24 protein-coding genes and 1 tRNA gene are annotated in these 23,544 nt (G+C 45.2%); 16 read left to right on the top strand and 9 right to left on the bottom strand.

Features of this window, described 5'->3' with window-relative positions:
• Nucleotides 1-101: 101 nt before the first annotated feature.
• From OH456_RS20130 to OH456_RS20115, 4 genes are all read right to left on the bottom strand, one after another.
• Nucleotides 102-971 (bottom strand): phosphoribulokinase, encoded by an 870-nt coding sequence (locus OH456_RS20130; protein ID WP_006074816.1) that lies wholly within the window; start codon nucleotides 969-971, stop codon nucleotides 102-104.
• A 125-nt stretch (nucleotides 972-1,096) separates the two neighbouring features.
• On the bottom strand, nucleotides 1,097-1,309 hold the full coding sequence (locus OH456_RS20125) for a YheU family protein (protein ID WP_031493588.1): 213 nt from the start codon (nucleotides 1,307-1,309) through the stop codon (nucleotides 1,097-1,099).
• 38 nt (nucleotides 1,310-1,347) lie between these two features.
• On the bottom strand, nucleotides 1,348-2,334 hold the full coding sequence (locus tag OH456_RS20120) for a hydrolase (RefSeq protein WP_107307212.1): 987 nt from the start codon (nucleotides 2,332-2,334) through the stop codon (nucleotides 1,348-1,350).
• A complete protein-coding gene (locus OH456_RS20115; protein WP_270034106.1) occupies nucleotides 2,331-3,719 on the bottom strand; it encodes an aminotransferase-like domain-containing protein in 1,389 nt (462 codons plus the stop codon). Before OH456_RS20115 ends, OH456_RS20120 begins: the two co-directional genes overlap by 4 nt.
• A gap of 118 nt (nucleotides 3,720-3,837) precedes the next feature.
• On the opposite strand from OH456_RS20115, the gene OH456_RS20110 reads away from it, so the two are divergent.
• Nucleotides 3,838-4,434: a LysE family translocator gene (locus OH456_RS20110; protein ID WP_270034105.1), complete on the top strand. Its 597-nt coding sequence runs from the start codon at nucleotides 3,838-3,840 to the stop codon at nucleotides 4,432-4,434.
• On the opposite strand, the gene OH456_RS20105 is transcribed toward OH456_RS20110, so the two are convergent.
• Nucleotides 4,424-4,903, bottom strand: a complete 480-nt coding sequence (locus OH456_RS20105; RefSeq protein WP_038230928.1) for a TIGR02444 family protein — start codon at nucleotides 4,901-4,903, stop codon at nucleotides 4,424-4,426. The two genes, OH456_RS20110 and OH456_RS20105, sit on opposite strands and share 11 nt — an antisense overlap.
• Nucleotides 4,903-6,822, bottom strand: coding sequence for an ABC transporter ATP-binding protein (locus OH456_RS20100; protein ID WP_270034104.1), 1,920 nt, complete (start codon nucleotides 6,820-6,822; stop codon nucleotides 4,903-4,905). Before OH456_RS20100 ends, OH456_RS20105 begins: the two co-directional genes overlap by 1 nt.
• Nucleotides 6,823-7,055: 233 nt before the next feature.
• On the opposite strand from OH456_RS20100, the gene kefG reads away from it, so the two are divergent.
• From kefG to rplI, 8 genes are all read left to right on the top strand, one after another.
• Nucleotides 7,056-7,667, top strand: coding sequence for a glutathione-regulated potassium-efflux system ancillary protein KefG (kefG, locus tag OH456_RS20095; protein WP_124940354.1), 612 nt, complete (start codon nucleotides 7,056-7,058; stop codon nucleotides 7,665-7,667).
• Nucleotides 7,654-9,450: a glutathione-regulated potassium-efflux system protein KefB gene (gene kefB / locus OH456_RS20090; protein WP_006074808.1), complete on the top strand. Its 1,797-nt coding sequence runs from the start codon at nucleotides 7,654-7,656 to the stop codon at nucleotides 9,448-9,450. Before kefG ends, kefB begins: the two co-directional genes overlap by 14 nt.
• Before the next feature lie 48 nt (nucleotides 9,451-9,498).
• Nucleotides 9,499-9,702 carry a YheV family putative zinc ribbon protein gene (locus OH456_RS20085; protein ID WP_006074807.1) on the top strand — a complete coding sequence of 68 codons (204 nt, stop codon included), beginning with the start codon at nucleotides 9,499-9,501 and terminating at the stop codon, nucleotides 9,700-9,702.
• Nucleotides 9,703-9,850: 148 nt separating this feature from the next.
• Nucleotides 9,851-10,432: a peptidylprolyl isomerase gene (gene slyD, locus OH456_RS20080; RefSeq protein WP_038223079.1), complete on the top strand. Its 582-nt coding sequence runs from the start codon at nucleotides 9,851-9,853 to the stop codon at nucleotides 10,430-10,432.
• Between the two features lie 74 nt (nucleotides 10,433-10,506).
• The gene (locus tag OH456_RS20075) at nucleotides 10,507-11,448 is read left to right on the top strand and encodes an isoaspartyl peptidase/L-asparaginase family protein (protein WP_270034103.1); all 942 of its coding nucleotides are present in this window, start codon (nucleotides 10,507-10,509) and stop codon (nucleotides 11,446-11,448) included.
• Nucleotides 11,449-11,637: 189 nt separating this feature from the next.
• The gene (gene rpsF, locus OH456_RS20070) at nucleotides 11,638-12,018 is read left to right on the top strand and encodes a 30S ribosomal protein S6 (protein ID WP_006074804.1); all 381 of its coding nucleotides are present in this window, start codon (nucleotides 11,638-11,640) and stop codon (nucleotides 12,016-12,018) included.
• Nucleotides 12,019-12,094: 76 nt separating this feature from the next.
• The gene (rpsR, locus tag OH456_RS20065; RefSeq protein ID WP_000090472.1) at nucleotides 12,095-12,322 is read left to right on the top strand and encodes a 30S ribosomal protein S18; all 228 of its coding nucleotides are present in this window, start codon (nucleotides 12,095-12,097) and stop codon (nucleotides 12,320-12,322) included.
• A 33-nt stretch (nucleotides 12,323-12,355) separates the two neighbouring features.
• Nucleotides 12,356-12,808, top strand: a complete 453-nt coding sequence (gene rplI / locus OH456_RS20060) for a 50S ribosomal protein L9 (protein WP_031493946.1) — start codon at nucleotides 12,356-12,358, stop codon at nucleotides 12,806-12,808.
• Nucleotides 12,809-12,876: 68 nt separating this feature from the next.
• On the opposite strand, the gene OH456_RS20055 is transcribed toward rplI, so the two are convergent.
• On the bottom strand, nucleotides 12,877-13,647 hold the full coding sequence (locus tag OH456_RS20055; protein WP_062463012.1) for a DUF481 domain-containing protein: 771 nt from the start codon (nucleotides 13,645-13,647) through the stop codon (nucleotides 12,877-12,879).
• Nucleotides 13,648-13,824: 177 nt separating this feature from the next.
• On the opposite strand from OH456_RS20055, the gene OH456_RS20050 reads away from it, so the two are divergent.
• Nucleotides 13,825-15,219, top strand: coding sequence for a replicative DNA helicase (locus OH456_RS20050; RefSeq protein ID WP_006075652.1), 1,395 nt, complete (start codon nucleotides 13,825-13,827; stop codon nucleotides 15,217-15,219).
• Nucleotides 15,220-15,240: 21 nt separating this feature from the next.
• Nucleotides 15,241-16,323: an alanine racemase gene (alr, locus tag OH456_RS20045; protein WP_236112025.1), complete on the top strand. Its 1,083-nt coding sequence runs from the start codon at nucleotides 15,241-15,243 to the stop codon at nucleotides 16,321-16,323.
• 164 nt (nucleotides 16,324-16,487) lie between these two features.
• Here the strand turns inward: alr and OH456_RS20040 are convergent, their stop codons facing one another.
• Entirely contained in the window at nucleotides 16,488-16,910 is a 423-nt protein-coding gene (locus tag OH456_RS20040) for a secondary thiamine-phosphate synthase enzyme YjbQ (RefSeq protein WP_031493579.1), read from the bottom strand.
• A 305-nt stretch (nucleotides 16,911-17,215) separates the two neighbouring features.
• Between OH456_RS20040 and pgi the strand changes: the two genes are divergently transcribed.
• Nucleotides 17,216-18,868: a glucose-6-phosphate isomerase gene (gene pgi, locus OH456_RS20035; protein WP_062463009.1), complete on the top strand. Its 1,653-nt coding sequence runs from the start codon at nucleotides 17,216-17,218 to the stop codon at nucleotides 18,866-18,868.
• A gap of 68 nt (nucleotides 18,869-18,936) precedes the next feature.
• On the opposite strand, the gene OH456_RS20030 is transcribed toward pgi, so the two are convergent.
• Nucleotides 18,937-19,410 carry an RDD family protein gene (locus tag OH456_RS20030; RefSeq protein WP_006074938.1) on the bottom strand — a complete coding sequence of 158 codons (474 nt, stop codon included), beginning with the start codon at nucleotides 19,408-19,410 and terminating at the stop codon, nucleotides 18,937-18,939.
• A gap of 192 nt (nucleotides 19,411-19,602) precedes the next feature.
• On the opposite strand from OH456_RS20030, the gene OH456_RS20025 reads away from it, so the two are divergent.
• The 4 genes from OH456_RS20025 (at nucleotide 19,603) to OH456_RS20010 (ending at nucleotide 23,086) form a co-directional block, all read left to right on the top strand.
• A tRNA-Leu gene (locus OH456_RS20025) sits at nucleotides 19,603-19,687 on the top strand.
• 249 nt (nucleotides 19,688-19,936) lie between these two features.
• Entirely contained in the window at nucleotides 19,937-20,893 is a 957-nt protein-coding gene (locus OH456_RS20020) for a hypothetical protein (RefSeq protein WP_006074913.1), read from the top strand.
• A 36-nt stretch (nucleotides 20,894-20,929) separates the two neighbouring features.
• A complete protein-coding gene (locus OH456_RS20015; RefSeq protein ID WP_062463000.1) occupies nucleotides 20,930-21,706 on the top strand; it encodes a hypothetical protein in 777 nt (258 codons plus the stop codon).
• A 129-nt stretch (nucleotides 21,707-21,835) separates the two neighbouring features.
• Entirely contained in the window at nucleotides 21,836-23,086 is a 1,251-nt protein-coding gene (locus tag OH456_RS20010) for an HD-GYP domain-containing protein (protein WP_270034102.1), read from the top strand.
• The last annotated feature ends 458 nt before the right edge of the window (nucleotides 23,087-23,544 follow it).

Here is a 23,544-nt window from a genome sequence, read left to right as displayed (position 1 = left end):
CCATTTTTCTTGATTTTAATCGTGTCATCAGACCATTTTTCTATACAAAACTGTGCACATGATCACGGTATAAAAAATCATCTACGGTTAAAGCGTGAAAGCTAACCTATTTTTCCAGTTTCTATGAGCTGTTGAAGTATTGGTCTGACGATTAATTCCATCGCAAAACTCATCTTACCGCCCGGTACCACTATGGTGTCATGTCGCGACATGAACGAGCCATCTATCATTGCCAATAGATAAGGGAAATCGACATTTTTGATACCACGTAGACGAATCACCACGAAGCTTTCATCTAAGCTTGGAATGCCTTTGGCGTTGAGTGGGTTGGAGGTATCCACCGTAGGGACGCGTTGAAAGTTAATATGAGTGCGTGAGAATTGCGGGGTAATATAACTAAGGTAATCATCCATTGAACGGACAATAGAGTCGGTAACCGCTTCTCTGGAATGCCCTCTATCGCGAGTATCACGAACAAATTTCTGAATCCACTCCAAGTTGACTATCGGCACCATGCCGATAAGTAAGTCGACATGTTGAGCTGCGTTTACCTCTCCGTCGACAACACCACCGTGTAAGCCTTCATAAAACAGTACATCGGAATTTTCAGGCAGATCTTGCCAAGGCGTGAATGTGCCAGGCATTTGATTGTATGGTACAGCTTCATCAAACGTATGCAGGTAACGACGGAACTGACCTGTGCCATTTTGTCCGTAGTTGCGGAAGAATTCTTCTAACGCAGGGAAGTCATTTGCTTGCGGGCCAAAGTAACTGATGTGTTTTCCTTGCTCTTTGGCTTTGCGGATCTCGATATCCATTTCTGGACGAGTAAAGCGGTGAAAGCTGTCACCTTCAATAAAAGCGGGCTTCACGCTCATCATGTTGAACATTTTGCGAAACGCTTCTGATGTTGTTGTTGTACCTGCTCCAGAAGAGCCGGTCACCGCAATAATGGGGTGTTTTGCAGACATAACACTTCCTGTGTAATGATAGTTATAATTTTGTTTTGCTAATCCTATGAACTATTTAGACGTTGTTTGTTCATTTAGGTTCAATAGCGTTTTACTATAGCACTAGATTGTCATGCTCACGTCATTTACATCGAACGACGTAGCTGAATATCGACGGTTTCATGTAATTCGGAGAAGACAATTACAGCCTCTCCGCTCTCTAGTTGAGCTTTGACGTGCGATACCTTATCGTCCAACGACCACTCAGTGTCGCCGTAGTCAGTACCTTCACGCAATACGAATTCTTTGATCAAATTATCCAGCGTTTCTGCTGCGATTTGTTGCCATGGAATAATCATAAATACCTCATCACTCTATGATACGGGAGAGTATACCGTCATGTGGACGAGTGGAGTAGGTGGCGATAGTAGTTTGGTAAGGTTTCTTCTAGCCAAAACTTAGGTTGACGCAGACTGCCAGACATAAAACCCACATGGCCGCCACGTTCGTGTAAGCGATAGTCAATATGAGCAGGGAGGGCGAAGTTTGGAATGACTTCATGGCTCATAAATGGGTCATCCTTTGCGTGGATAAATTGAGTGGGAACAGTAATATCACACATTCTTTGTAATCCAGAGCATTGATTGTAATAGTCTTCAGCATCCCGAAAACCATGCAGTGGTGCGGTGATTAGGTCATCAAACTCGTACAGTTTGCGCATGTTTTGGATTTTTTCTGCCGTAAGACCTAATACATCACTGAGAAGGTGCAGTTTGTTTAGCGCGTTCTTTTTCATTGAGCTGAGTAGGTATGAGCGATATAGCTTGGAAAAGCCCTGTTCAATTCGTCGAGCACATGCACCAAGGTCCAATGGTGCAGAGACAATCGTCGCACCATCCAGCTTGCTGTCATTCTGGTAGTGAGCAAGATAATTCGTCAGCATGTTGCCCCCTAACGAAATGCCCACAGCAGCCTTTTTGGCATTTGGGTAACGATGATCCAAAAGCTCGATGAACTGCCTAGCGTCACCAATTTCACCAGAGTGATAGGCACGAGCTAGCCGGTTCGGGTTGGGACCGCAGCCGCGAAAGTGCATCATAACAGAGAGCCAGCCTTGCTGAGCAAAAGCGTGCATCAAGCCATTGGCATAAGGGCTATTGAAACAACCTTCTAGCCCATGAAACAGAACAAAAACAGGTTTGCTTTTTGCGCTTGATGAATGAGGGTCTTCACTCCATGCAAGCTCAACAAAGTCACCATCTGGCGTGTCCAACGTCTCCCAAATTGGTTCAAACAGAGGCTTTCTTCTTACGAAGCGAGGAATCAAGGTTTGTATGTGTGGGTTACCAAGTCCTTTGGCGGCAATAAATTTAGCGGTACTCATAAGGTGAATTCATCGACTGTGTTGGATAATAACAGGGCTTTTAATTTGTCTACGCCGATTTGAAGTTGTTCGATCGTTTGTGGTGAGCTTAACGACAAACGCACTGCTGGTGCTACCGATCCACCGGGTGGGGCAAATAATTCACCGGATTTAACGATAATACCCATGTCTTGGGCTTTGCTTACGAACTCACTAAGGCGCCAGTTTTCTGGGAGGGTTAACCAAATATGAAACCCACCTGTTTGATAGCCTAGCTCAAAACCATCGAGGGCACGTGTCGCAATATCAATACGCGCTTTCATCTCTCTGTGTATGAGCGTTAAGTTACGTTCTGCGTCACCAGAGGTGAGCATTTCACAGGTTAGTGCAGTGAGTAGAGGGCTAATCATCCAGCTATGAGTTTGTAGCGTCACCAATAGCTTTTGATACAGTTTTTCTGGTGCATGGATATAGCCCACCCTTAACCCGGGAGCGAGACATTTTGAGAAAGCGCCAATATGAACCACTCGTTCTGGGGCGTAATTCACCATAGGGGCGGGTGGAGATTCGAGTAGCAATCCGTTGATTTCATCTTCAATGATGTAAACATTGTACTGCTCACACACACGAATAATATCGAGTCGACGATCTTCAGGCATGATTGCCGTGGTCGGGTTTTGTAGTGTCGGCGTGAGATAAATAAATCGTGGTGAATAGCGCTGACAACAGACTTCAAGCGATTCTGGAGTGACACCAAACTCATCCATCTCAACCCCTTTTAGGGTCAATTGGTTCTGGCGCGCTAGGCTAATGACGCCTGGATAAGTGTACTTTTCAACCAACACCGTATCACCTGCTCTGGTGAAAGTATCTAAAACCATTTGAATGGCATGTTGAGCCCCTGAGCTAAATAGTAACTTGTGGGCGTGCAGTTTGATGCCTTTGCTGTTTAACCACTTAGTGACAATTGAACGATGTGCATCCAGACCAGAAGGAGGCTGATAGATCATTAGTTGGTTCAAATGAGCCGGAGAGGTGGAGATCCTCTGCATCGCTTGCTTCAGCATGTCACTGCGATCCAGCTGCGGTGGAATGTTATAACCAAAATTGTATTCATTTGGATCGACACTGCTTTCTTCAAACGCCCAGCTGGGTTTATTGCTATCAGCCACATAAGTGCCGGCACCTACTCGAGCTTCAACTAAGCCACGACGCTCAATTTCAGAATAGGCGCGAGTAATGGTGCCAACCGTGACATGCAGCTGATCAGCAAGCCAACGATGGGTCGGCAACTTGCTGTTGCTTGCCAATTCTCCTGACTCAATTTGATGTGCGATCTGATCGGCGATCTGTTTGTAGATCGGTGTTGGATCCTGCTTGTATACCGTAATTGTTTCGATTGTCATGGTGACAATAAACCTTTTGCGTCTGTTTTGATCGTTTGTTAGGGTTATTTTGGTCGCTAATTAACAATAAAGCAACGTAATTTTTGTAATTGTATCGGTACAATTTTGGAGGAATCATATGGATTGGTCATTTTTCTTGTCTGTGGCACTTTTTGCCGTTGTCATGACTGGGACCCCAGGCCCAAATAATGTCATGCTGACAGCTTCAGGCGCGAACTTTGGCTACATGCGCTCGATACCTCATTTTTTCGGTATTGGATTTGGCTTGATTAGCCTCATCTTGCTCAATGGGGTGGGTTTAGGTGTGGTGTTTAAGACTTACCCAGTGGTGCAAGAAGTTTTGAAATGGCTTGGTAGTGCATACTTGTTGTATTTGGCTTGGCGCATTCTAACCGCTGGCATTAACAAAGGAGAGGGTGCTCAGCAGGCAAAGCCTATGACATGCTTGGAAGCCATGTTGTTTCAATATCTGAATCCTAAGGCGTGGGTTATGTCAGTTACGGCGGTCAGTTCATTTGCCATTACTGGTGAGTATTATTGGTGGTCCTTGATTGGCATTTCGGTGATTTTTCTAGTGGTTCAGCTACAAACTTCGTCTGTGTGGGTTGGTTTTGGCACCTTTATTCGTCGTTGGTTGTCGACTCCCACTGCGTGGCGACGCTTTAACTCTAGCATGGCGGCGCTGACGGCTTCTTGTGTGGTGTTTATCTGGTAGGGAGTTCGCTGATAGGCTTAGCAAAGATCAATCCCAGATGTTCGGCGCCAAGTTGTCGACAGTAGATCAATACTAGTGGCTCGTGATCGTGGGGGATCAGTGCAAGGCTATTGATGCAGTCAACGAGATCGGACTGCTGTTGTTTTTCCAGACTGAGCTCAAATTCTAGGGCTTCACGATAAAGGCTATCAACTACGTTATGTTTGAGTTGGCGACGGATATCGCGATATTGGTGCAGGAGCTGTTCGGTTCGCCCTAAGCAAGACTGGACTAGATGCCAGTCTTCAGATTGAAAGCGAACCGATTGTTCATCGAGCCATTTCAGCAACAGCAGCAGATTCACATTACCATGAAATTGATTTTGCAAATTTAAGCACGCTTCTTTCACTTCACGCACACCGTAATATTGCAGGCTAAACTGCCAAAGGTGTTCTAGGGTGAGTGTGGAAGATACGTGCTCTGTTGTCATTACTGATTAAATTCCTGTTCCATTTGCTCAAGAACTTCTTGCTGGACCATCCACTCCATTTCTACGTCTTCGAGCTCGGATTTGCTAGAAGCCTGTTTGGCAAGTACTTCATTGAGTTTAGCTTTATTTTCCGCATCATACAGAGAAGTATCGGACAATTGCTTTTCTGCCTCAGCGACAAGGGCGGATAACTTATCCATTTTTTCTTCAAGTTTTGTCAGTGTTTTGCGAATTGGTGCAGTTTGCTTTCTAAACTCAGCTTCTTTACGTTTCTGTTCTTTCTTCGCTGCTGCGCTATTGTTAGAGCTTTTCTCTGGCTCGTTCTCTTGGGCTTCTTTGCGCTCTAGTCGCTGCTGGTCGGTGAGCCACTTATAGTAGTCCACCAAATCACCATTAAATGGTGCCACTTGGCGATCGTGCACAAGATAAAGATCATCGGTGGTCGCGCGCAATAAATAGCGGTCGTGACTGACGATAACCATCGCACCTTCAAAGGTTTGCAGTGCCAAAGTTAGCGCTTGGCGCATATCAAGATCTAAGTGGTTGGTCGGTTCATCGAGTAGTAGTAAGTTTGGTTTTTGCCACACGATCAGAGCCAACACCAGACGTGCTTTTTCACCGCCAGAAAAAGGCGCGACTTTCTCCAGCGCTTTTTCGCCTTGGAAACCAAAACTACCTAAGTAGTCACGAAGCTGCTGCTCGGTATGTTGAGGCGCAATTTGCATCATGTGCTGTAAAGGTGTTTCTTCCGGATGAAGTGTCTCTAATTGATGCTGAGCAAAGTAACCGATTTTCACGCCTTGCGAGTAGTTGAGATCGCCACCCTTTGCGTTGAGCTCTCCAGAAAGCAGCTTAATCAGTGTCGATTTACCTGCGCCATTACGACCTAGCAGACCAATGCGGCTACCGGGAACGAGATTTAAACGAATCTTCTCTAATATGACGTTATCGTCGTAACCGGCCGAGACATCATCCATCATAATGATAGGGTTAGGAAGCGCGGCTGGCTCTCTAAATTCGAAACTGAATGGATTATCAAACTGAGCGGGAAGTACCTTCTCCATGCGTTCTAACGCTTTAATACGGCTTTGTGCTTGGCGAGCTTTAGACGCCTTATAACGGAAGCGGTCAATATAGCTTTGCATGTGAGCCATCTGCTTTTGTTGCTTCTGATACTGCGCTTGTTGCAAGATCAGTTTTTGCGCACGCTGATCTTCGAACGAAGAATAGTTCCCCGTGTACTCATTTAGCAGTTGGTTTTCGATATGAATAATGCGACCAACGATCGGATCCAAAAAGTCTCGGTCGTGCGAGATCAGAACCAAGGTACCCGGATAGTTTTGCAGCCAACGCTCTAGCCACATGACGGCGTCTAGATCTAAGTGGTTGGTTGGTTCGTCGAGTAGCAATAGATCAGAGCGGCATAGTAGAGCTTGTGCGAGGTTTAAACGCATGCGCCAACCACCTGAGAACTGCGTTAGGCTCCAACTCATTTGTGCTTGACTAAAGCCAAGGCCATCAAGCAGTTCAGCGGCACGTGCACGGATGCTGTAGCCACCAATCACTTCAATCTTACCGTGAAGCTCTGCCACTAGTGTGCCGTTGTCTTGTTTCTCGGCTTCAACCAGATCTTGTTCTAGTGCACGATATTCTCTATCACCATCAATGACATATTCGATAGCACTGCGGTCTAACGCAGGGGTTTCCTGTGCTACCCAAGCTAACTCCCAATGCGCAGGTTGGCTAAACGAGCCAGCGTCGATGGAAAGCTCATCTTTTAGCAGAGCAAAGAGCGTGGATTTACCACAGCCATTTTTACCTACTAAACCTACTTTATCACCTGGGTGAATGGTTGCAGAGGCTTGATCGAGGAGTGGTTTACCACCTCGAAGCAATTGAATATCAGAGAAGGTGATCATATGAATACAGCTAGCTTGTTATTGAGTTTTTGACCAACGAATACTAGGGGCAAAGTGTTTAAATGTCGATCATTATCCGATCCTACTCATCGCAAACTAACCTGCACCTTGGCGTAAGTTTGGGTTATGATGGAACAAACTGATAACAAAAATAGAATGATTTAAATAACAATCATATCTATCTACCCTTAAGCTTTAAGGGTATCGCTAGGTTTAAGGATAGACGTCTAGGAATGACTTCCATACTCGAAAGCACCAACACATCCCCCAAGGTTCTGGTCATCTATGCCCATCCAGAGCCGCAAAACTCGATTGCCAATCAGGTTATGCTCAAGAAGATTCAATCTCTTGATAATGTCACCCTAAGAGATCTGTACGCTCTGTATCCTGACTTCTTTATTGACGTTAAAGCTGAGCACCAGCTTTTGCTCGAGCATGATGTGATTGTGCTTCAGCATCCACTTTATATGTATTCCTGCCCCTCTTTATTAAAGGAGTGGATTGACCGTGTGCTGGGTAAAGGCTTTGCATTTGGTGATGATTGCGCATTGGAAGGTAAGTACTGGCGCAGCGTCATTACCACTGGTGGTAAAGAGTCTGCCTTTAGTCAATCGGGCTACAATAAGTACCCGTTAGAGCAGATTTTGCAGCCATTCGAGCTGACGGCTGCCTTATGTAAAATGCAGTGGATGGAGCCGCTGGTGCTCTATTGGTCACGACGTGTCGGTGATATGGAGCGATATCAACATGCGGAATTGTACCGCCAATGGTTAATGCATCCGTTTGATGAATCTTTGATGATGTCCACACTGCAAGGTGCGGAGGTGGAACATGGCGATGACTAACGATTTCTTGCAAAGCGGTGTTATTTTCCTCTCTGCTGCTGTGGTTGCGGTTCCCATTGCCCAGCGCCTTGGATTGGGCAGTGTTCTCGGCTATCTGTTGGCTGGTGTTGCCATTGGCCCATGGGGACTAGGGCTTATTAGCGATGTGGATGAAATACTTCATTTCTCCGAATTTGGTGTCGTACTGCTGCTGTTTTTAATTGGCTTGGAACTGAATCCTAAGAAGCTGTGGCAGATGCGAGTTCCCATCCTTGGTTTAGGTGGCGCACAGGTTGTCGTCACTACTTTGATTCTTTCTGCGATTGCTTCTTTATTTAATCTCTCTTGGCAAACCAGTTTAGCGATAGGAATGGGCCTCGCGCTTTCATCTACCGCGATAGCCCTTCGAGTTATTGAAGAACAAGGGCTAGGAGGCGGCGAGACCGGACAGTCCGGCTTTGCCGTTCTGCTGTTTCAAGATATTGCGGTTATTCCAATGTTGGCATTACTGCCATTATTAGCAGGCAACACAGCGGGCAACTGGGCAGACATTATTTGGATGTTAGCGGGTGTTTTAGGCTTGCTGGTGGGCGGCCACTTTCTGATTCGTCCTCTGTTTCGTTATGTCGTCATGAGCGGTGTGCGTGAGTTGTTTACCGTGGCCGCATTGCTGCTAGTGATTGGTATTGCTGCCTTTATGCAAAAGCTTGGGTTATCCATGGCTTTAGGTACGTTTTTAGCAGGGGTGTTACTGGCCGAAAGTGAGTACCGGCATGAGTTGGAAATCGCCATTGAGCCATTCAAAGGTCTGCTGCTAGGGTTATTCTTTATCGCGGTGGGTATGGCGGTAAACCTTGGATTACTGATTTCTGAACCACTCGCTGTGCTGTTTGCTGTGGTGTCTTTGGTCATTATCAAAGGGCTTATCTTGTACGTACTGGCCCGTTTGTTTGGTATCGGACCGAAATCGCGCAGTAAAATGGCGGCGATTTTAAGCCAAGGCGGTGAGTTTGCCTTTGTCATCTTTACGGCGGCGAGTGCGCAAGGGCTATTGCCTGCCGAAGAGTCTGCCTTTCTGCTAGTTGTGGTGAGTTTGTCCATGGTAACCACACCATTGCTGCTTATGGGACAGAAAAAATGGTTTGAGAAATCACTCAATCATGTAGAAGAAACCACCATTAAAACCGATGTTGAGGATCGACAGCCTAGAGTGATCATTGCTGGCTTCGGACGATTTGGACAAATTGTCGGTCGTTTGATGTACGCCAATAAGGTCAAAGTTACCGTATTAGAAAGTGATGCGAGCCAAATTCACCTGTTAAGAAAATACGGTTATAAGGTGTTTTATGGTGATGCGACTCAGGTGGATTTGTTAAGAGCGGCGGGCGCCGATAAAGCCGAGGCTATCATTATCTGTACCGATTCTCCTGAGGAGATCATGGAAGTGGTGGACCTTTGTCATAACCATTTTCCTAAGCTTAGAGTCTTAGCGAGGGCTCGAAGTCGAGTAGAGGCCTATCAGCTTATGAATCATGGCGTGCAATGTTATTCGCGAGAGACATTTTTGGGCGCCCTAGATTTAGGTCGACAGGCATTAGTGGAGCTAGGATTTCATCCTTATGAGGCAAAGCGCGCAGAAGCGCACTTTAGAAAGCTGGATAATGCCATGCTTAAAGAGTTGTTGCCTCAACACAGTGAAGATAAAGAATTGGCACAAAGATCGAAAGAAGCTCGTAAAGAACTCGAAGAAATCTTTGGCCGTGAAATGGAAAATGATCGCCAATCGCGTAATTTCTGGGATTAACGTTGAAGTTAAAGCTATTGCGGTTGAAGGTCGGAATTAGGAAGTAACATGAGCAGTACCAAGAAACGTTTTATTGCGGGGGCAAGCTGCCCTAAGTGTAGCCAGCAAGACAGTTTGCGCTGGTGGATAGACAACAATGTTGAGTGGGTGGAGTGTGTAGAGTGTGAGTTCAAGGAACAACGCACGCCAAAAGCTGTAGAGAAAACTGAACGCAGTGATGAGGAATTAATCGGAATTTTTAAGCCTGAATGATTGAGTTTCTTATTTCTGACCCCATAATATGCGAACACGCCGCTTAAAGGCGGATTAATTTTTGATGAGATGATCATTTGAGTCGGTTTGCTGTTCGCAAAAAGGCTTTGCTTTAATGATCTCTCAAGGCCAATCCTTTGGAGCTCACATGAAAGTTACTCAGAACGCAGTAGTTAGCCTAGCGTACCAAGTAAAAACAGAAGACGGTGTTGTCGTTGATCAATCAACAGTAGAAGCACCTCTAGATTACCTACACGGTCACAACAACCTAATCGTTGGTCTAGAAAAGGAACTTGAAGGCAAAGAAGCGGGTGATAAATTCACAGCTACTGTTTCTCCAGAGGATGCTTACGGTGAACACAATGATGCATTAGTACAACGTGTACCAGCGAATGTATTCCAAGGCGTTGACACTATCGAAGTCGGCATGCGTTTTCTAGCGGATACAGACCAAGGTCCAATCCCTGTTGAAGTAACCGAAGTAGACGGTGACGAAGTTGTGGTTGACGGTAACCACATGCTTGCAGGCCAAACACTAACGTTTGATGTTGAAGTGGTTGCGATTCGCGAAGCTAAGGCAGAAGAAATTGAACATGGTCATATTCACCAAGGTGGCGGCTGTTGTGGCGGCGAAGGTCACGGTGAAGAAGGTGGCTGTTGCGGTGGTGACGACCACGGTGAGAAAAAAGAAGACGGTTGCTGCGGTGGCGGTGGTTGTGGTTCTCACTAATCGTTGAGTTTTGAAAGGCCTCCCTATGGGAGGTCTTTTTGGTTTTAAACAGTAGGGAAGTAGGAACGAACGGTATGACTAAGCCTTTTGCAATTGCGATTCATGGTGGCGCTGGAACCATATTGCGTGAACAGATGACCGAGACGTTGAAGCAAGAGATATTGGCAGCACTGACTCAATCAGTTCAGGCGGGCGCTGCGATATTGGAAGCGGGTGGTGACGCTCTAGATGCAACAGTAGCAGCGGTTAAAGTGATGGAAGACTCGCCACATTTTAATGCGGGAAAAGGCTCGGTATTAACTCATGATGAAATGGTTGAGATGGATGCCTCTGTGATGCATGGCGCGGCTATGGATGCAGGCGCGGTCGCTGGCGTTCGTCATATTCGTAACCCGATTGAGCTGGCGCGAGATGTGATGCGCGATAGCGATCATGTGTTATTAATCGGAGAAGGCGCGGAGAAGTTTGCGTTTGAACATCAACACGAATATACCGAGCAAGATTACTTCTTTACTGAGCGTCGCTACGAACAATTACTTTCGATGAAAGAGAAAGGATTGTTTGCCCTGTCTGAATCGAAATATCCAGATGACAAAAAGTACGGCACGGTAGGGGCGGTGGCACTGGACCGCCATGGAAACTTGGCTGCTGCGACAAGTACTGGTGGTGTAACCAATAAAAAGTACGGCCGTGTTGGCGATACTGCGATTATCGGCGCAGGTACCTTCGCTGAAAACGGCAATGTTGCGGTTTCAACTACCGGAATGGGTGAGTACTTTATCCGTAAAACCGTTGCAGGTGATGTCGCGGCGCGAATGCGCTATCTAAAAGAAGACGTTCATACGGCGTGTGAAGCGGTAATTCAAGGTGAACTGAAAACCATGGGTGGCGAGGGTGGCTTAATTGCAGTGGATGCTCAAGGTGATGTTCATTTTGGTATGAATAGCTCAGGCATGTACCGCGCCTCGGTAGATTGCCATGGTGAATTAACTGTAAAGATCTATGCTGATGAATAACAAGGCTTTTTGGATGGCTAAGCATTGAGGAGTATTGCTTAGCCTCTTAAACCTCTAAAATTGCTTGCTTATTTTCCGTCCTTTCTGTAACATTCGCGGTCCTTAATTCTCGGTCTTTTTTATTCGTTCCTTGCTTCCTCTGGACGACCGAGCCAAACGTGGAAGCTAATAATCCGTAAGGAGCAACCAATGCGTCATTACGAAATCGTATTCATGGTGCACCCTGATCAAAGCGAGCAAGTTGCTGGCATGATCGAGCGTTACACTGGTTCTATCACTGAAGCTAACGGTACTGTTCACCGTCTAGAAGACTGGGGTCGTCGTCAACTGGCTTACCCAATCAACAAGCTTCACAAAGCTCACTACGTTCTAATGAACGTTGAAGCTCCACAAGAAGCTATTGATGAGCTAGAGACTGCTTTCCGTTTCAACGATGCAGTTCTACGTAACATGATTATGCGTACTAAAGCAGCAATCACTGAGCCTTCTATCATGCTTAAGCAGAAAGAAGAGCGTGCTCCACGTCGCGAAGAGCGTACTGAAGCTAAGCCAGAAGCAGCTGCAGAGTAATTCGTTACTCATTTAGTACTTGGTAATTGATTCAATTGCCGACAACAAGACTTTAATTTAGATCAGGAGATAGCCCATGGCTCGTTTCTTCCGTCGTCGTAAATTCTGCCGTTTCACTGCAGAAGGCGTACAAGAGATTGATTACAAAGACGTAGCAACTCTTAAAAACTACATCACTGAAGCTGGTAAAATCGTACCTAGCCGTATCACTGGTACAAGCGCTAAATATCAGCGTCAGCTAGCGCGCGCTATCAAGCGTTCACGCTACCTAGCTCTACTGCCATACACTGATAAGCATCAGTAATCGGCACCGTTTATTTAGATAGAGGATTAAACAATGCAAGTTATTCTACTTGATAAAATCGGTAACCTAGGTGGTCTTGGCGATACAGTTAACGTTAAATCTGGTTACGCACGTAACTTCCTTATCCCACAAGGTAAGGCAGTAATGGCTACTAAAGGTAACGTTGAAATGTTCGAAGCTCGTCGCGCTGAACTAGAAGCTAAAGTTGCTGAGCAACTAACTGCTGCTGAAGCTCGTGCTGAGAAAGTTAACGCTCTAGAAGCTGTTGTTATCGCTTCTAAAGCTGGTGACGAAGGCAAACTATTCGGTTCTATCGGTACTCGCGACATCGCTGATGCAATCACTGCAGCTGGCGTTGAAGTAGTTAAGAGCGAAGTTCGCCTACCTGAAGGTGCTCTACGCACAACTGGTGAGTTCGAAATCAGCATCCAACTTCACTCTGAAGTTTTCGCTGCTATCAACCTACAAGTTGTTGCTGCTGAGTAATCTCAGTCAGAAGAACAATGAAAAACACCAGCTTCGGCTGGTGTTTTTTTTTTACAATTTTTATAAGGTTAGAAGCTGAACAGCAGGTTGACGGTGAAAATAGAGTCGCGCTTGCTTAGAGTAGGGCTAGGGACTTTACTGTGGTATTGGCTGTCATAAGATAGCTTTAACGCGATGGTTTCAGTAATGGCGTTGGTGACATTTAATTCTGTATCAAAACGGGTGTTACTTTTACCAGATGTAGCGGTTAGCTTGGTACCGACGGTGAGAGTATCCAAAGGCTTCCAAATCAAATTGATGTTGCCTCGAATAATAGCTTCTTTAACCACGTTCTTAAAAATAATGTCTTTATCGTCTATCTCATCAAGATTAGGTTCTTGATAACGAAAACCCGGACCGACTTCGACTTCAAACAGGAAATTGTCTCGATTGGCGAGCTGATAACCTAAACCACCTGAAACGGTATGATCTTCATAATATGAGCTATAAAGTGAAGAGAAGCCGTTATAGTTTCCGTACAAATACGCTTTAGGGCCTAACTTGTAGTCAGTTTGCAATAAATAGTTCTGCTGATTTTTATCTTCATCACCGTCTTTATAGAGTTGGTAATATTTCCATTCCCCACTGGTACGATGGCGTCCCTCGGTATATTCCGCAGCAACACGCGCATTAAGTGATTGAGAGTCGGTATTGCCTGAGTGTGCTTGATAGCCAAATTCCACTTCGGATTGAAGTGGTGAGGGCGGCGAGTCTTCCGTGTCGCTTGGCGGGAGAAATTCTTCAGCATAGATCGCAGGCGAAGCAAGCAATACTAGACCAAAAAGTACCTTCTTTGACACAAAAACCTCTCGGAGCGGATACGGGGTTCGGGATTATATGTGTGGCATATTCGACCATCGTCAGCAATAGGTCAAATTTTGAAGGAGTAATCCTCGTTTTAGTCGCGTTTTCTTTGCTTTAGCCCACACTTAGTTGAGTATATAATGTCTGGTCATAATGTGTTATCGAGTAGAGTCATGGCGGATATCCGAAATCAAAAAGTAAAAGATGCTCAAGTGGAATCAGTGAAGGTCCCTCCTCATTCATTGGAAGCGGAGCAGTCTGTACTGGGTGGTCTGTTGTTAGACAATCAACGATGGGATACCGTTGCCGAGAAGGTGATCAGCAGTGATTTCTATAGTCGTCCTCACCGTCTAATCTTTGAAGGCATTCAAGCTCTGTTAGAAGAGAGCAAGCCGCTTGACTTGATTACCTTATCTGAATTCCTTGAACTGCGAGAGCAGTTGGACGATGTTGGTGGGTTTGCCTACCTTGCCGATCTAGCGAAAAACACCCCAAGTGCAGCAAACATCAATGCTTATGCGGATATTGTTGCTGAGCGTGCTCTGGTACGAAATCTAATTGGTGTGGCTAACGAGATCGCTGATGCGGGTTATGACCCACAAGGTCGCTCCTCAGAAGATCTGCTTGATATGGCTGAGAGTAAGGTCTTTAAAATCGCGGAAGAAAGAACCAGCGAGAATGAAGGCCCTCAAAATGTCGATAACATACTTGAAAAAACACTAGAACGAATCGAAATCCTGTATAAAACGCCACAAGATGGTGTAACAGGGGTGACTACGGGCTTTAATGACTTAAATAAGAAAACGGCTGGCCTTCAAGGTTCGGATCTTATCATTGTCGCAGCACGTCCATCGATGGGTAAGACGACATTTGCGATGAACTTATGTGAAAATGCGGCGATGTCGGATGATAAGCCAGTACTTATCTTCTCCTTGGAGATGCCTGCCGAACAGATCATGATGCGTATGTTGGCGTCGCTGTCTCGTGTTGACCAAACTAAGATCCGTACTGGTCAATTAGATGATGAGGATTGGGCGAAGATTTCAACGACCATGGGCATGCTCATGGAGAAAAAGAATATGTACATTGATGACAGTTCTGGTTTGACCCCAACCGAGGTGCGTTCTCGTGCTCGACGCATTGCTCGGGAACACGGTGGCCTTAGCCTTATCATGGTGGACTACCTTCAGTTGATGCGCGTACCGTCACTCTCTGATAACCGTACCCTTGAGATCGCTGAGATTTCACGCTCACTTAAAGCATTGGCGAAGGAGTTGAATGTTCCTGTTGTTGCTTTGTCGCAGCTTAACCGTTCCTTGGAGCAGCGTGCCGATAAACGTCCAGTTAACTCAGACCTTCGTGAATCGGGCTCTATTGAGCAGGATGCCGACTTAATTATGTTCATTTATCGTGATGAGGTTTATCACCCTGACAGTGCATTAAAAGGGATTGCAGAAATCATTATCGGTAAGCAGCGTAACGGTCCTATCGGTTCGGTTCGCTTAACCTTCCAAGGTCAATATTCTCGCTTTGATAACTACGCAGGTCCTGCGTTTGACGAAGAGTAGTAGGGCAGACGTATGAGTTATATGAAAGCAGCGACAGCGCACATTAATTTGGATGCGCTGGCGCACAATCTAGCATGCATTAAACAGAAAGCGCCGAATAGCAAAGTCATGGCGGTAGTCAAAGCTAATGGTTATGGTCATGGTTTGAGACACATTGCTAAAAATGCCACGGGTGCGGATGCATTTGGTGTAGCTCGCATCGAAGAGGCGCTGCAGCTAAGAGCAAGCGGTGTGGTGAAACCCATATTACTGCTTGAGGGTTTCTACTCACCCAATGATCTCCCTGTGTTGGTGACCAATAATATTCAAACGGTGGTGCATTGTTATGAACAGCTCGATGCACTAGAGCAGGCAGAGCTAGAAACTCCGGTCGTTGTTTGGCTTAAAGTGGATAGCGGCATGCACCGTCTAGGCGTTCGAGAAGAACAATACCAAGAGTTCGTCGAGCGTTTACATCGCTGTGATAACGTGGCTAAGCCGCTACGTTATATGAGCCATTTCGGTTGTGCCGATGAGCTTGATAACACCATGACTCAACAGCAAATCGAACTATTTCTGTCACTAACAGAAGGCTGTAATGGGGAGCGTTCTATGGCTGCCTCTGCTGGCCTACTTGAGTGGCAGCAAAGTCGCTTAGATTGGGTGCGTCCAGGTATCATTATGTATGGAGTGTCTCCTTTTGGAGATAAGACCGCAGCCGATATGGGCTTTAAGCCAGTTATGACTTTAAAGTCTCACTTGATTGCTGTGCGCGATGTAAAGAAAGGCGAAAGTGTGGGTTATGGGGCGACTTGGACTAGTCAAAGGGACACCAAAGTAGGGGTGATTGCGATTGGTTATGGTGATGGCTATCCTCGAACAGCACCCAATGGTACACCAGTACTAGTTAATGGTCGTAAAGTCCCAATAGCCGGTCGAGTATCGATGGATATGCTTACTGTTGACTTGGGTCCTGATGCCCTAGATCAAGTGGGCGATGAAGCCATCTTATGGGGGGAAGCGCTCCCATCTGAAGAAGTCGCCGAGCACATTGGTACTATTGCTTATGAGCTGGTGACTAAGCTCACTTCCCGCGTTGAAATGAGCTATAGCAGTACGAAGTGACGTCGGTCTCTATTTGATACCGAACTTCAATACCAGACCCAAGTATTGTCATTCCTGCGCAGGCAGGGATCTACTTACTGCGCCTTTCAAACCAACCTTTGTCTGCCTCGTCACAACAGGCAGGCAAGGTGTAAACCATCAAAGGCATCGCAAGGGTTTTTACCTCAAATCTGCCCTTGCAACGTTGCAATAATTCGTCGCTCCCCACCAAAGTCTCGATGTTCACCTAAGTAAATGCCCTGCCATGTCCCCAAAGCTAACTGTCCTTGGCTAATTGGAATGGTCACGCTCGCTCCAAGAAGAGAGCTCTTAATATGAGCAGGCATGTCGTCGCTGCCTTCGTACGTATGTTTGTAATAAGGTGCATTCTCTGGGACATAGCGATTGAAGTGACTTTCCATATCACTACGTACCGTCGGATCCGCGTTTTCATTCAACGTTAAACTAGCCGAAGTATGTTGAATAAAGAGATGTAGTAAACCTACAGAGTAGTCTTTTAACTGTGGCAGTTGTTGTTCAATTTCATCAGTAATCAGATGAAAACCGCGCGCCTTAGCGCTGAGGTACAATGTCTTTTGTTGCCACATAATCACTCCTATGTATTATAGTGCTGCTTAATGGTAGGGTGTTTACCTATTTTGTTTATATTGTGAACCGTTACGTGACCTAACTCAAGGTGAGTGCAATGGCTCTGGTTCATAATTACGCCTGAAAAATTATTACGAAAACAAAGTCTACACTTTGTAAACCACAGACAAGTTTGTAACGTCTAGTGAACCTAAAAAGGCACTGGGCTGTATTTAGAATATACTGTTTATTATTCGCTAAACTGGGGGTTCCTTTTCCTTGGGGGGATTGGGAATAAAACCGACTAAAAATTGGGATAGAGACCATGTTGAAAAACATCAATCCAACGCAAACTGAAGCTTGGAAAGCACTGACTGCGCATTTCGAATCTGCGCAAGATATGGACTTAGCAGAGTTATTTGCACAAGACGCTGACCGTTTTGGCAAATTCTCTACGCGCTTCGGCTCTGACATTCTTGTTGATTACTCTAAGAACCTAATCAACGATGAAACAATGAAGAACCTATTTGCTCTAGCGAACGAGACTGAGCTTAAAGGCGCAATCAAAGCCATGTTTGCTGGTGACACAATCAACCAAACAGAAGGTCGTTCTGTTCTTCACGTTGCACTACGTAACCGCAGCAACACGCCAATCATGGTTAACGGCGAAGACGTTATGCCAGCGGTAAACGCAGTATTAGAGAAGATGAAAGGTTTCTCTGAGCGCATTATTTCTGGTGATTGGAAAGGTTACACAGGTAAAGCGATCACTGACGTAGTAAACATCGGTATCGGTGGTTCTGACCTTGGTCCTTACATGGTGACTGAAGCGCTAGCGCCTTACACGAACCATCTGAACATGCACTTTGTGTCAAACGTAGATGGTACACATATCGCTGAAACTCTTAAGAAAGTAAATCCAGAAACAACGCTATTCTTGGTTGCTTCTAAGACATTTACTACTCAAGAAACGATGACTAACGCGCACTCTGCTCGCGATTGGTTCCTAGCTTCGGCTCAAGATGACGCTCACGTGGCTAAGCACTTTGCGGCGCTATCGACTAACGCAACTGCCGTTTCTGAGTTTGGTATCGATACTGACAACATGTTCGAATTCTGGGATTGGGTCGGCGGTCGTTACTCACTTTGGTCTGCAATCGGTCTATCTATCGTTCTAGCTGTAGGCTTCGACAATTTCGTTGAGCTTCTTGCTGGTGCTCATGAGATGGATAAGCACTTTGCTGAAACTGATCTAGAAAGCAACATTCCAGTACTACTTGCACTTATCGGTATTTGGTACAACAACTTCCACGGTGCTGAATCTGAAGCGATTCTGCCTTACGACCAATACATGCACCGTTTTGCTGCATACTTCCAGCAAGGCAACATGGAGTCTAACGGTAAGTTCACTGACCGCAATGGTGAAGCCGTTGATTACCAAACTGGTCCTATTATTTGGGGTGAGCCAGGCACAAATGGCCAACACGCGTTCTATCAGCTAATTCACCAAGGTACTAAGCTGATCCCATGTGATTTCATCGCGCCTGCTATCTCTCACAACCAAGTGAGTGATCATCACCAGAAACTAATGTCTAACTTCTTTGCTCAAACTGAAGCACTTGCATTCGGTAAGTCTAAAGAGACGGTTGAAGCTGAGTTTGCAAAAGCAGGTAAGACAGCGGAAGAAGTCAAAGATCTTGTACCATTTAAGATTTTTGAAGGTAACCGTCCAACGAACTCAATCCTAGTGAAGCAGATCACACCTCGTACTCTAGGTAACCTAATCGCGATGTACGAGCACAAGATCTTCACTCAAGGTATTATTTGGAACATCTTCAGCTTTGACCAATGGGGTGTAGAACTTGGTAAGCAACTGGCTAACCAAATCCTACCTGAACTAGCTGACGACAGTGAAGTCACTTCTCACGACAGCTCGACTAATGGTCTAATCAACGCGTTTAAAGCATACAAAGCTTAACTTTTGTCTGCTTAGCCGTTTGTAATAAAAAAGGTGCCTTTCGGCACCTTTTTTATATTCGTCGCTATTTATTTTGCTTTAGGTAAGACAACTACCTTGGTCTTCGCCCAAATATCATGAAACCCTCGCTTTTGAGGGTCGATAGGGACTGACAAGTTTGCCAAACCAAACGCGGATGTAGCGATACGGATTAGCGCTTGAGTCACGGTAATACGTCCACCATCTAAGTTTTGAAGCTCAATCTTCCAAGCTCGCATTCCCAATGTTTGTCCGGCGCGAGTCCAGAAGAACACAAGGAAGTAAATCCACGCGAACGCTAGGTAAGCGGTGTAAACAGGACTCCAAAAGGGATGGCTGCCGAGAAAGTCACTGGCATCGGCATACGGTGCATAGCTCATTAGCCCTGCCGCGACCAACGCTTCCATGATTGCCACAACAACGCCACCGGCCATCATCACAACCGCAAGTATAATTAAGCTGTCATAAAACAGCGCCCCAAGTCGTCTGAAAAAGCCCGCTGGTGGAAGAGATTGAGTTTCCATTGAATACATCATTTAATAACCAAAACTGGCCACAGGATAGCGATTCTATCGACGTGAAGAAAGCCTCTTTGCCCGAATAGCATCACATTGTGGCGAAAATATCAGCAAACAATAGAATATTCAGCGTTTTGTTGTTGCACGCAACGAGAGCTTACGTATAATGCCAAACATCAAAGGACATCAGTCCAAGATGCCGGTGTGGTGAAATTGGTATACACGACGGATTCAAAATCCGTTGCCTTCGGGCGTGGCGGTTCAAGTCCGCCCACCGGTACCATATTAGAAAGGTCGCTTATTTAAGCGGCCTTTCGTCGTTTTGCGAGATGTAAACCTTGTGATACGTCCAACACGTTGCGGCAAGATGACTCATATCCAGCAGCCTATTCTTTTCGAACTCTTACCAACTATTGACGATAGATCTCGTTTATAAGCGTTGATACTGTTCCAATCTCAAAGGTCACTTTTTCTCTGTTTGTTTATGAACAGTCGAAGCGCTAGAATCTAGGTAACAGATAGGAGAATTACTGTGAGTGCAAAATTTACCCATATTGCTTGGCAACAAACTGACATCACAGCTAGTGAGAAGTTAGTACTATTAAAGTTAGCGGATATTTCTGGCAATGATGGGAATGTGGCTTTTGCACTGTCAGATGTTGCTAAAGAGTGCTTACTTGGAGAGTTTGGACTAGCAGATGTGCTCACTGCGCTTGCGAATAAAGGGTTGTTGACCAAAGGTCAGGTTGAATCTACCCCCCAAGGGCAAAGGCACCACTTTACTTTAGCGAGTTCTGAACCAAATCGATTGCCAGTGATTGAAACCTCAAGTGCCGCTCCAGTTGTCCGTCAGCCATCTCGCGTTACGACGATGCAAGAATCGAGTGCTCCAGGTTGGGCGGTACCCTCCTTTGATCTCTATAAAGTACCGCCGAATAGCAGAGACAGCGTATGGCAAAACTTTGTACGTGAACATGGGACGAACACCACGAACATCACTCGTTTGGCGCGTCAGCTAGAAGATTGGCTAGAATACTCGAAACGCTCGGGAAGTTTACAAGCGGTGATTGGCGAGCAGCAACCCAATTATCGTAAGGATAAAAGTAGTGGGTTTTCTTCTAGTAAGAAAGAGTCGCAGCCTGCCACCAACAGCCAATATTTATCAACTCATGATCTCAATGAGTTTGAAATACCAGACTGGGCGTCGCAGACGATCGCTTTTTCTCGACTTGAGATTGATCCTAACTTGTTCTGGGAAAAGTTTGTGGTTTACTACAAAACCCGAGCAAATGAGTACACCAATGTCACTCAAATGCTTAATAAACTTCGATTGTGGATTGTTAACGAGAAACAAGCGGAAGATCGACGTAAGCAAGCAGAAGAAAGACGTCGCCAATCTTACCAAACGTCAAATAAGTCTGGTGATGTGAGTCCTTCAGAAGAGTTTCGTGAGTACTTACGAGGACAAGGTAAGAATCCGAATTTTTAAGACTCGCAACGTGCGCACTTTACATAGGTAATAGACATGAGTAACAGCAATAAGCCAAAAAACGTTGATTTTGGCACAATGGAAAAGAAACTCAGAGAAATGGGGGTCAATGGTAGCCTTGAGCATTTAAAGGCTTCTAATGCTGTTACTCCAAAAGTTGATAAGGGTCGCCGTGAGCCGCAGTCGACTCAAGTCTCAACGACAACTTCGCCATCGTCTCAGGCTTTAAGCATCAACGAGGTCGAACAAGAACGTCAACCTAGTGACTGGTGTAACTATATATTCGGTACATTACTGAGTATTTATGAGTCGACGTGGATTAAGTCTTACGGGCGACGCCCAACAGGACGTTTTCTCGATTTTGCAGATAGCTTAACGGAAGCGGAGTTAATGCGTGTCATGCAGCATTGCCGAGAGAGACTTCAAGCTGGCGAAAAATGGCCACCTATTATGGGTGAATTGACATTGCTCAAGACTCAGCTTACAGAATCAGAGTCTTTGGAAGCTTTGAATCGTGTTGTTAATAAAGAGCCCAATAATCAACTGGAAAAGTGGATTATGCAAAACAAAGGCTATGAGCTTCGTCGATTGCCACAATCTCTGATTGTCCGTCGCTTTAAAGAGTTTTATCGTGAGGCGATGAGCTTGCAAGAGAAGGGCAAGTTAGTGACAGAAGTGCCAAAAGGCCTTGCTCAGCACTCTGTGAAAAACCTCGTTGATCTCAAGCGAGAAGAGTTTGAGCAGCAACATGGTAAATCGCTAGATCCTAGAATTGCGGCTATTCTTAGTAATCGCGAAAAAGAGCAAGAGTAGCGTCCCTCAATAGAAAAGGCGCTAGTTTACAAATTTATTATTTGGTCACACTTTAATAATAATTAGATGAATTAGCGCACGAAGTTCTTTAAACTCGCTGAGTGTTTTACAGTCAGTTGCAGTTGGATTGTGGCAAGTATCAAGATTTCAGTGGACCGAATTCAGCCTGGGCTTCATGTCCGGCTTCCCCTCAAATGGAATGACCACCCGTTTCTATTTAATGTTTTTAAGATTAAATCAGAAGAGCAGGTACACATTATTAAGCAGTTAGGGGTGAAGTACGTCCACGTTAACCCTGATTTAAGTGATGTTTTACCGCTCCCTATTCAACAAGCCTCTCAAGAACCTAATGCTTATGTTCAAGCAAGCTCGGATCTACTCTGGGAAGAAAAGCAAAGGCGTATAGAACAACTAAGCGCTTATCGAAGAAGAGTTTCTCGTTGCGAAAAAGAGTTTGATCGCTCTTTGGCTCGAATTAGAAATGTCATGGCCAAACTCAGAAGTCGGCCAGAACAAGCGACGAAAGAAGCACGTTTGTTAGTAGATGATATTGTCGATACTCTCTTATCTGAAGATGAAGTGACCTTGCATTTAATGGGCAGTAAAAGTGAATTTGAAGACATCTACTTTCACAGTTTAAATGTTTCGGTGCTGTCTATGATGATTGCTAAAGCAAGGGGATTAGAGGCCGAGGAGATCAAACTAGTAGCGCTTTCTGCACTGTTTCATGATATTGGTAAAGTGAAGATTCCACCGGCAATTTTGAGAAAAACTACGCCGCTCACGGAGCCAGAAGCTAACTACCTAAAACTTCACACCAAGTATGGTAGCAACATCGCTGGTATGATGGATACACTGCCTCAAGAAGTCATTACCGTCATCGAACAACATCACGAGTTGTTGGATGGCAGTGGCTATCCGTTGGGTCTCAAAGGCGATGAAATTGATGCGTTCGCACAAATAATCTCTGTTGCCAATGCGTTTGATAACCTATGTCATCACCAAATACCGAGTGAGAAAAAGATTCCTTTTACCGCCTTGTCTTATCTATATAAGCATACAAAGGCGTTGTATAACCAAGAAAACCTAAACATTCTTATTAAGTATATGGGGGTGTATCCTCCTGGTACGGTAGTCAAACTCTCTAATGAGATGGTCGGTCTCGTCGTTTCTATTAATAGTGGTAATTTACTGTGCCCGAATGTACTCATCTACGATCCTACCGTACCCAAACTGCAAGCTCCCATCGTTCCACTTGAAGAGAAGGAGCTGAAAGTGGAGTCAGTGATTCACCCTGATAGGCTGCCAGAAGAGATTCGGGAATACTTAAACCCACGAGCTCGAATTTCTTACTACTTTGAAGACAATAACGCTCTTTAGTTACTATAGAATTCGTATGTGTAACAGACATCTGAGGCTTTACCAAGATGCAATATGGGGTAAGTTAAAGGATTAATGAGTGAAAAACGTTCTGTTTTAGCCATTATTGGTCAATAAAGTTACAAATGACCTATTTTTAAAGATTTTCTTTAAAAAACGCTTGCCAATGTGATCCGGATCTCTATAATGCGTCCTCACTGACACGGCAGAGCCCACAAGGGTTCAAGGCAAGAGTCAGTAAGGCGTTCAGCTGACAAGATGGTCTTCTAGTTAAGTTTGAAAAAATCAAAAATAATTAGAAAAAAGTGTTTGACACTGAGAATCATCTCGCTAGAATAGCCGCCTCTTCAAACGGAAAGCGAAACGCAGAGTTCTGAAGAGAATGTTCTTTAACAATATAAACCTATCAATCTGTGTGGGCACTCGTTGATGATAATCAAATTAGATACTTCGGTATC

Source organism: Vibrio sp. La 4.2.2 (genome assembly GCF_027586995.1).
GTDB classification, from domain to species: domain Bacteria; phylum Pseudomonadota; class Gammaproteobacteria; order Enterobacterales; family Vibrionaceae; genus Vibrio; species Vibrio mediterranei.
The sequence above is the reverse complement of the archived record's forward strand: the minus strand, read 5'-3'. Positions and strand labels throughout refer to the sequence as shown.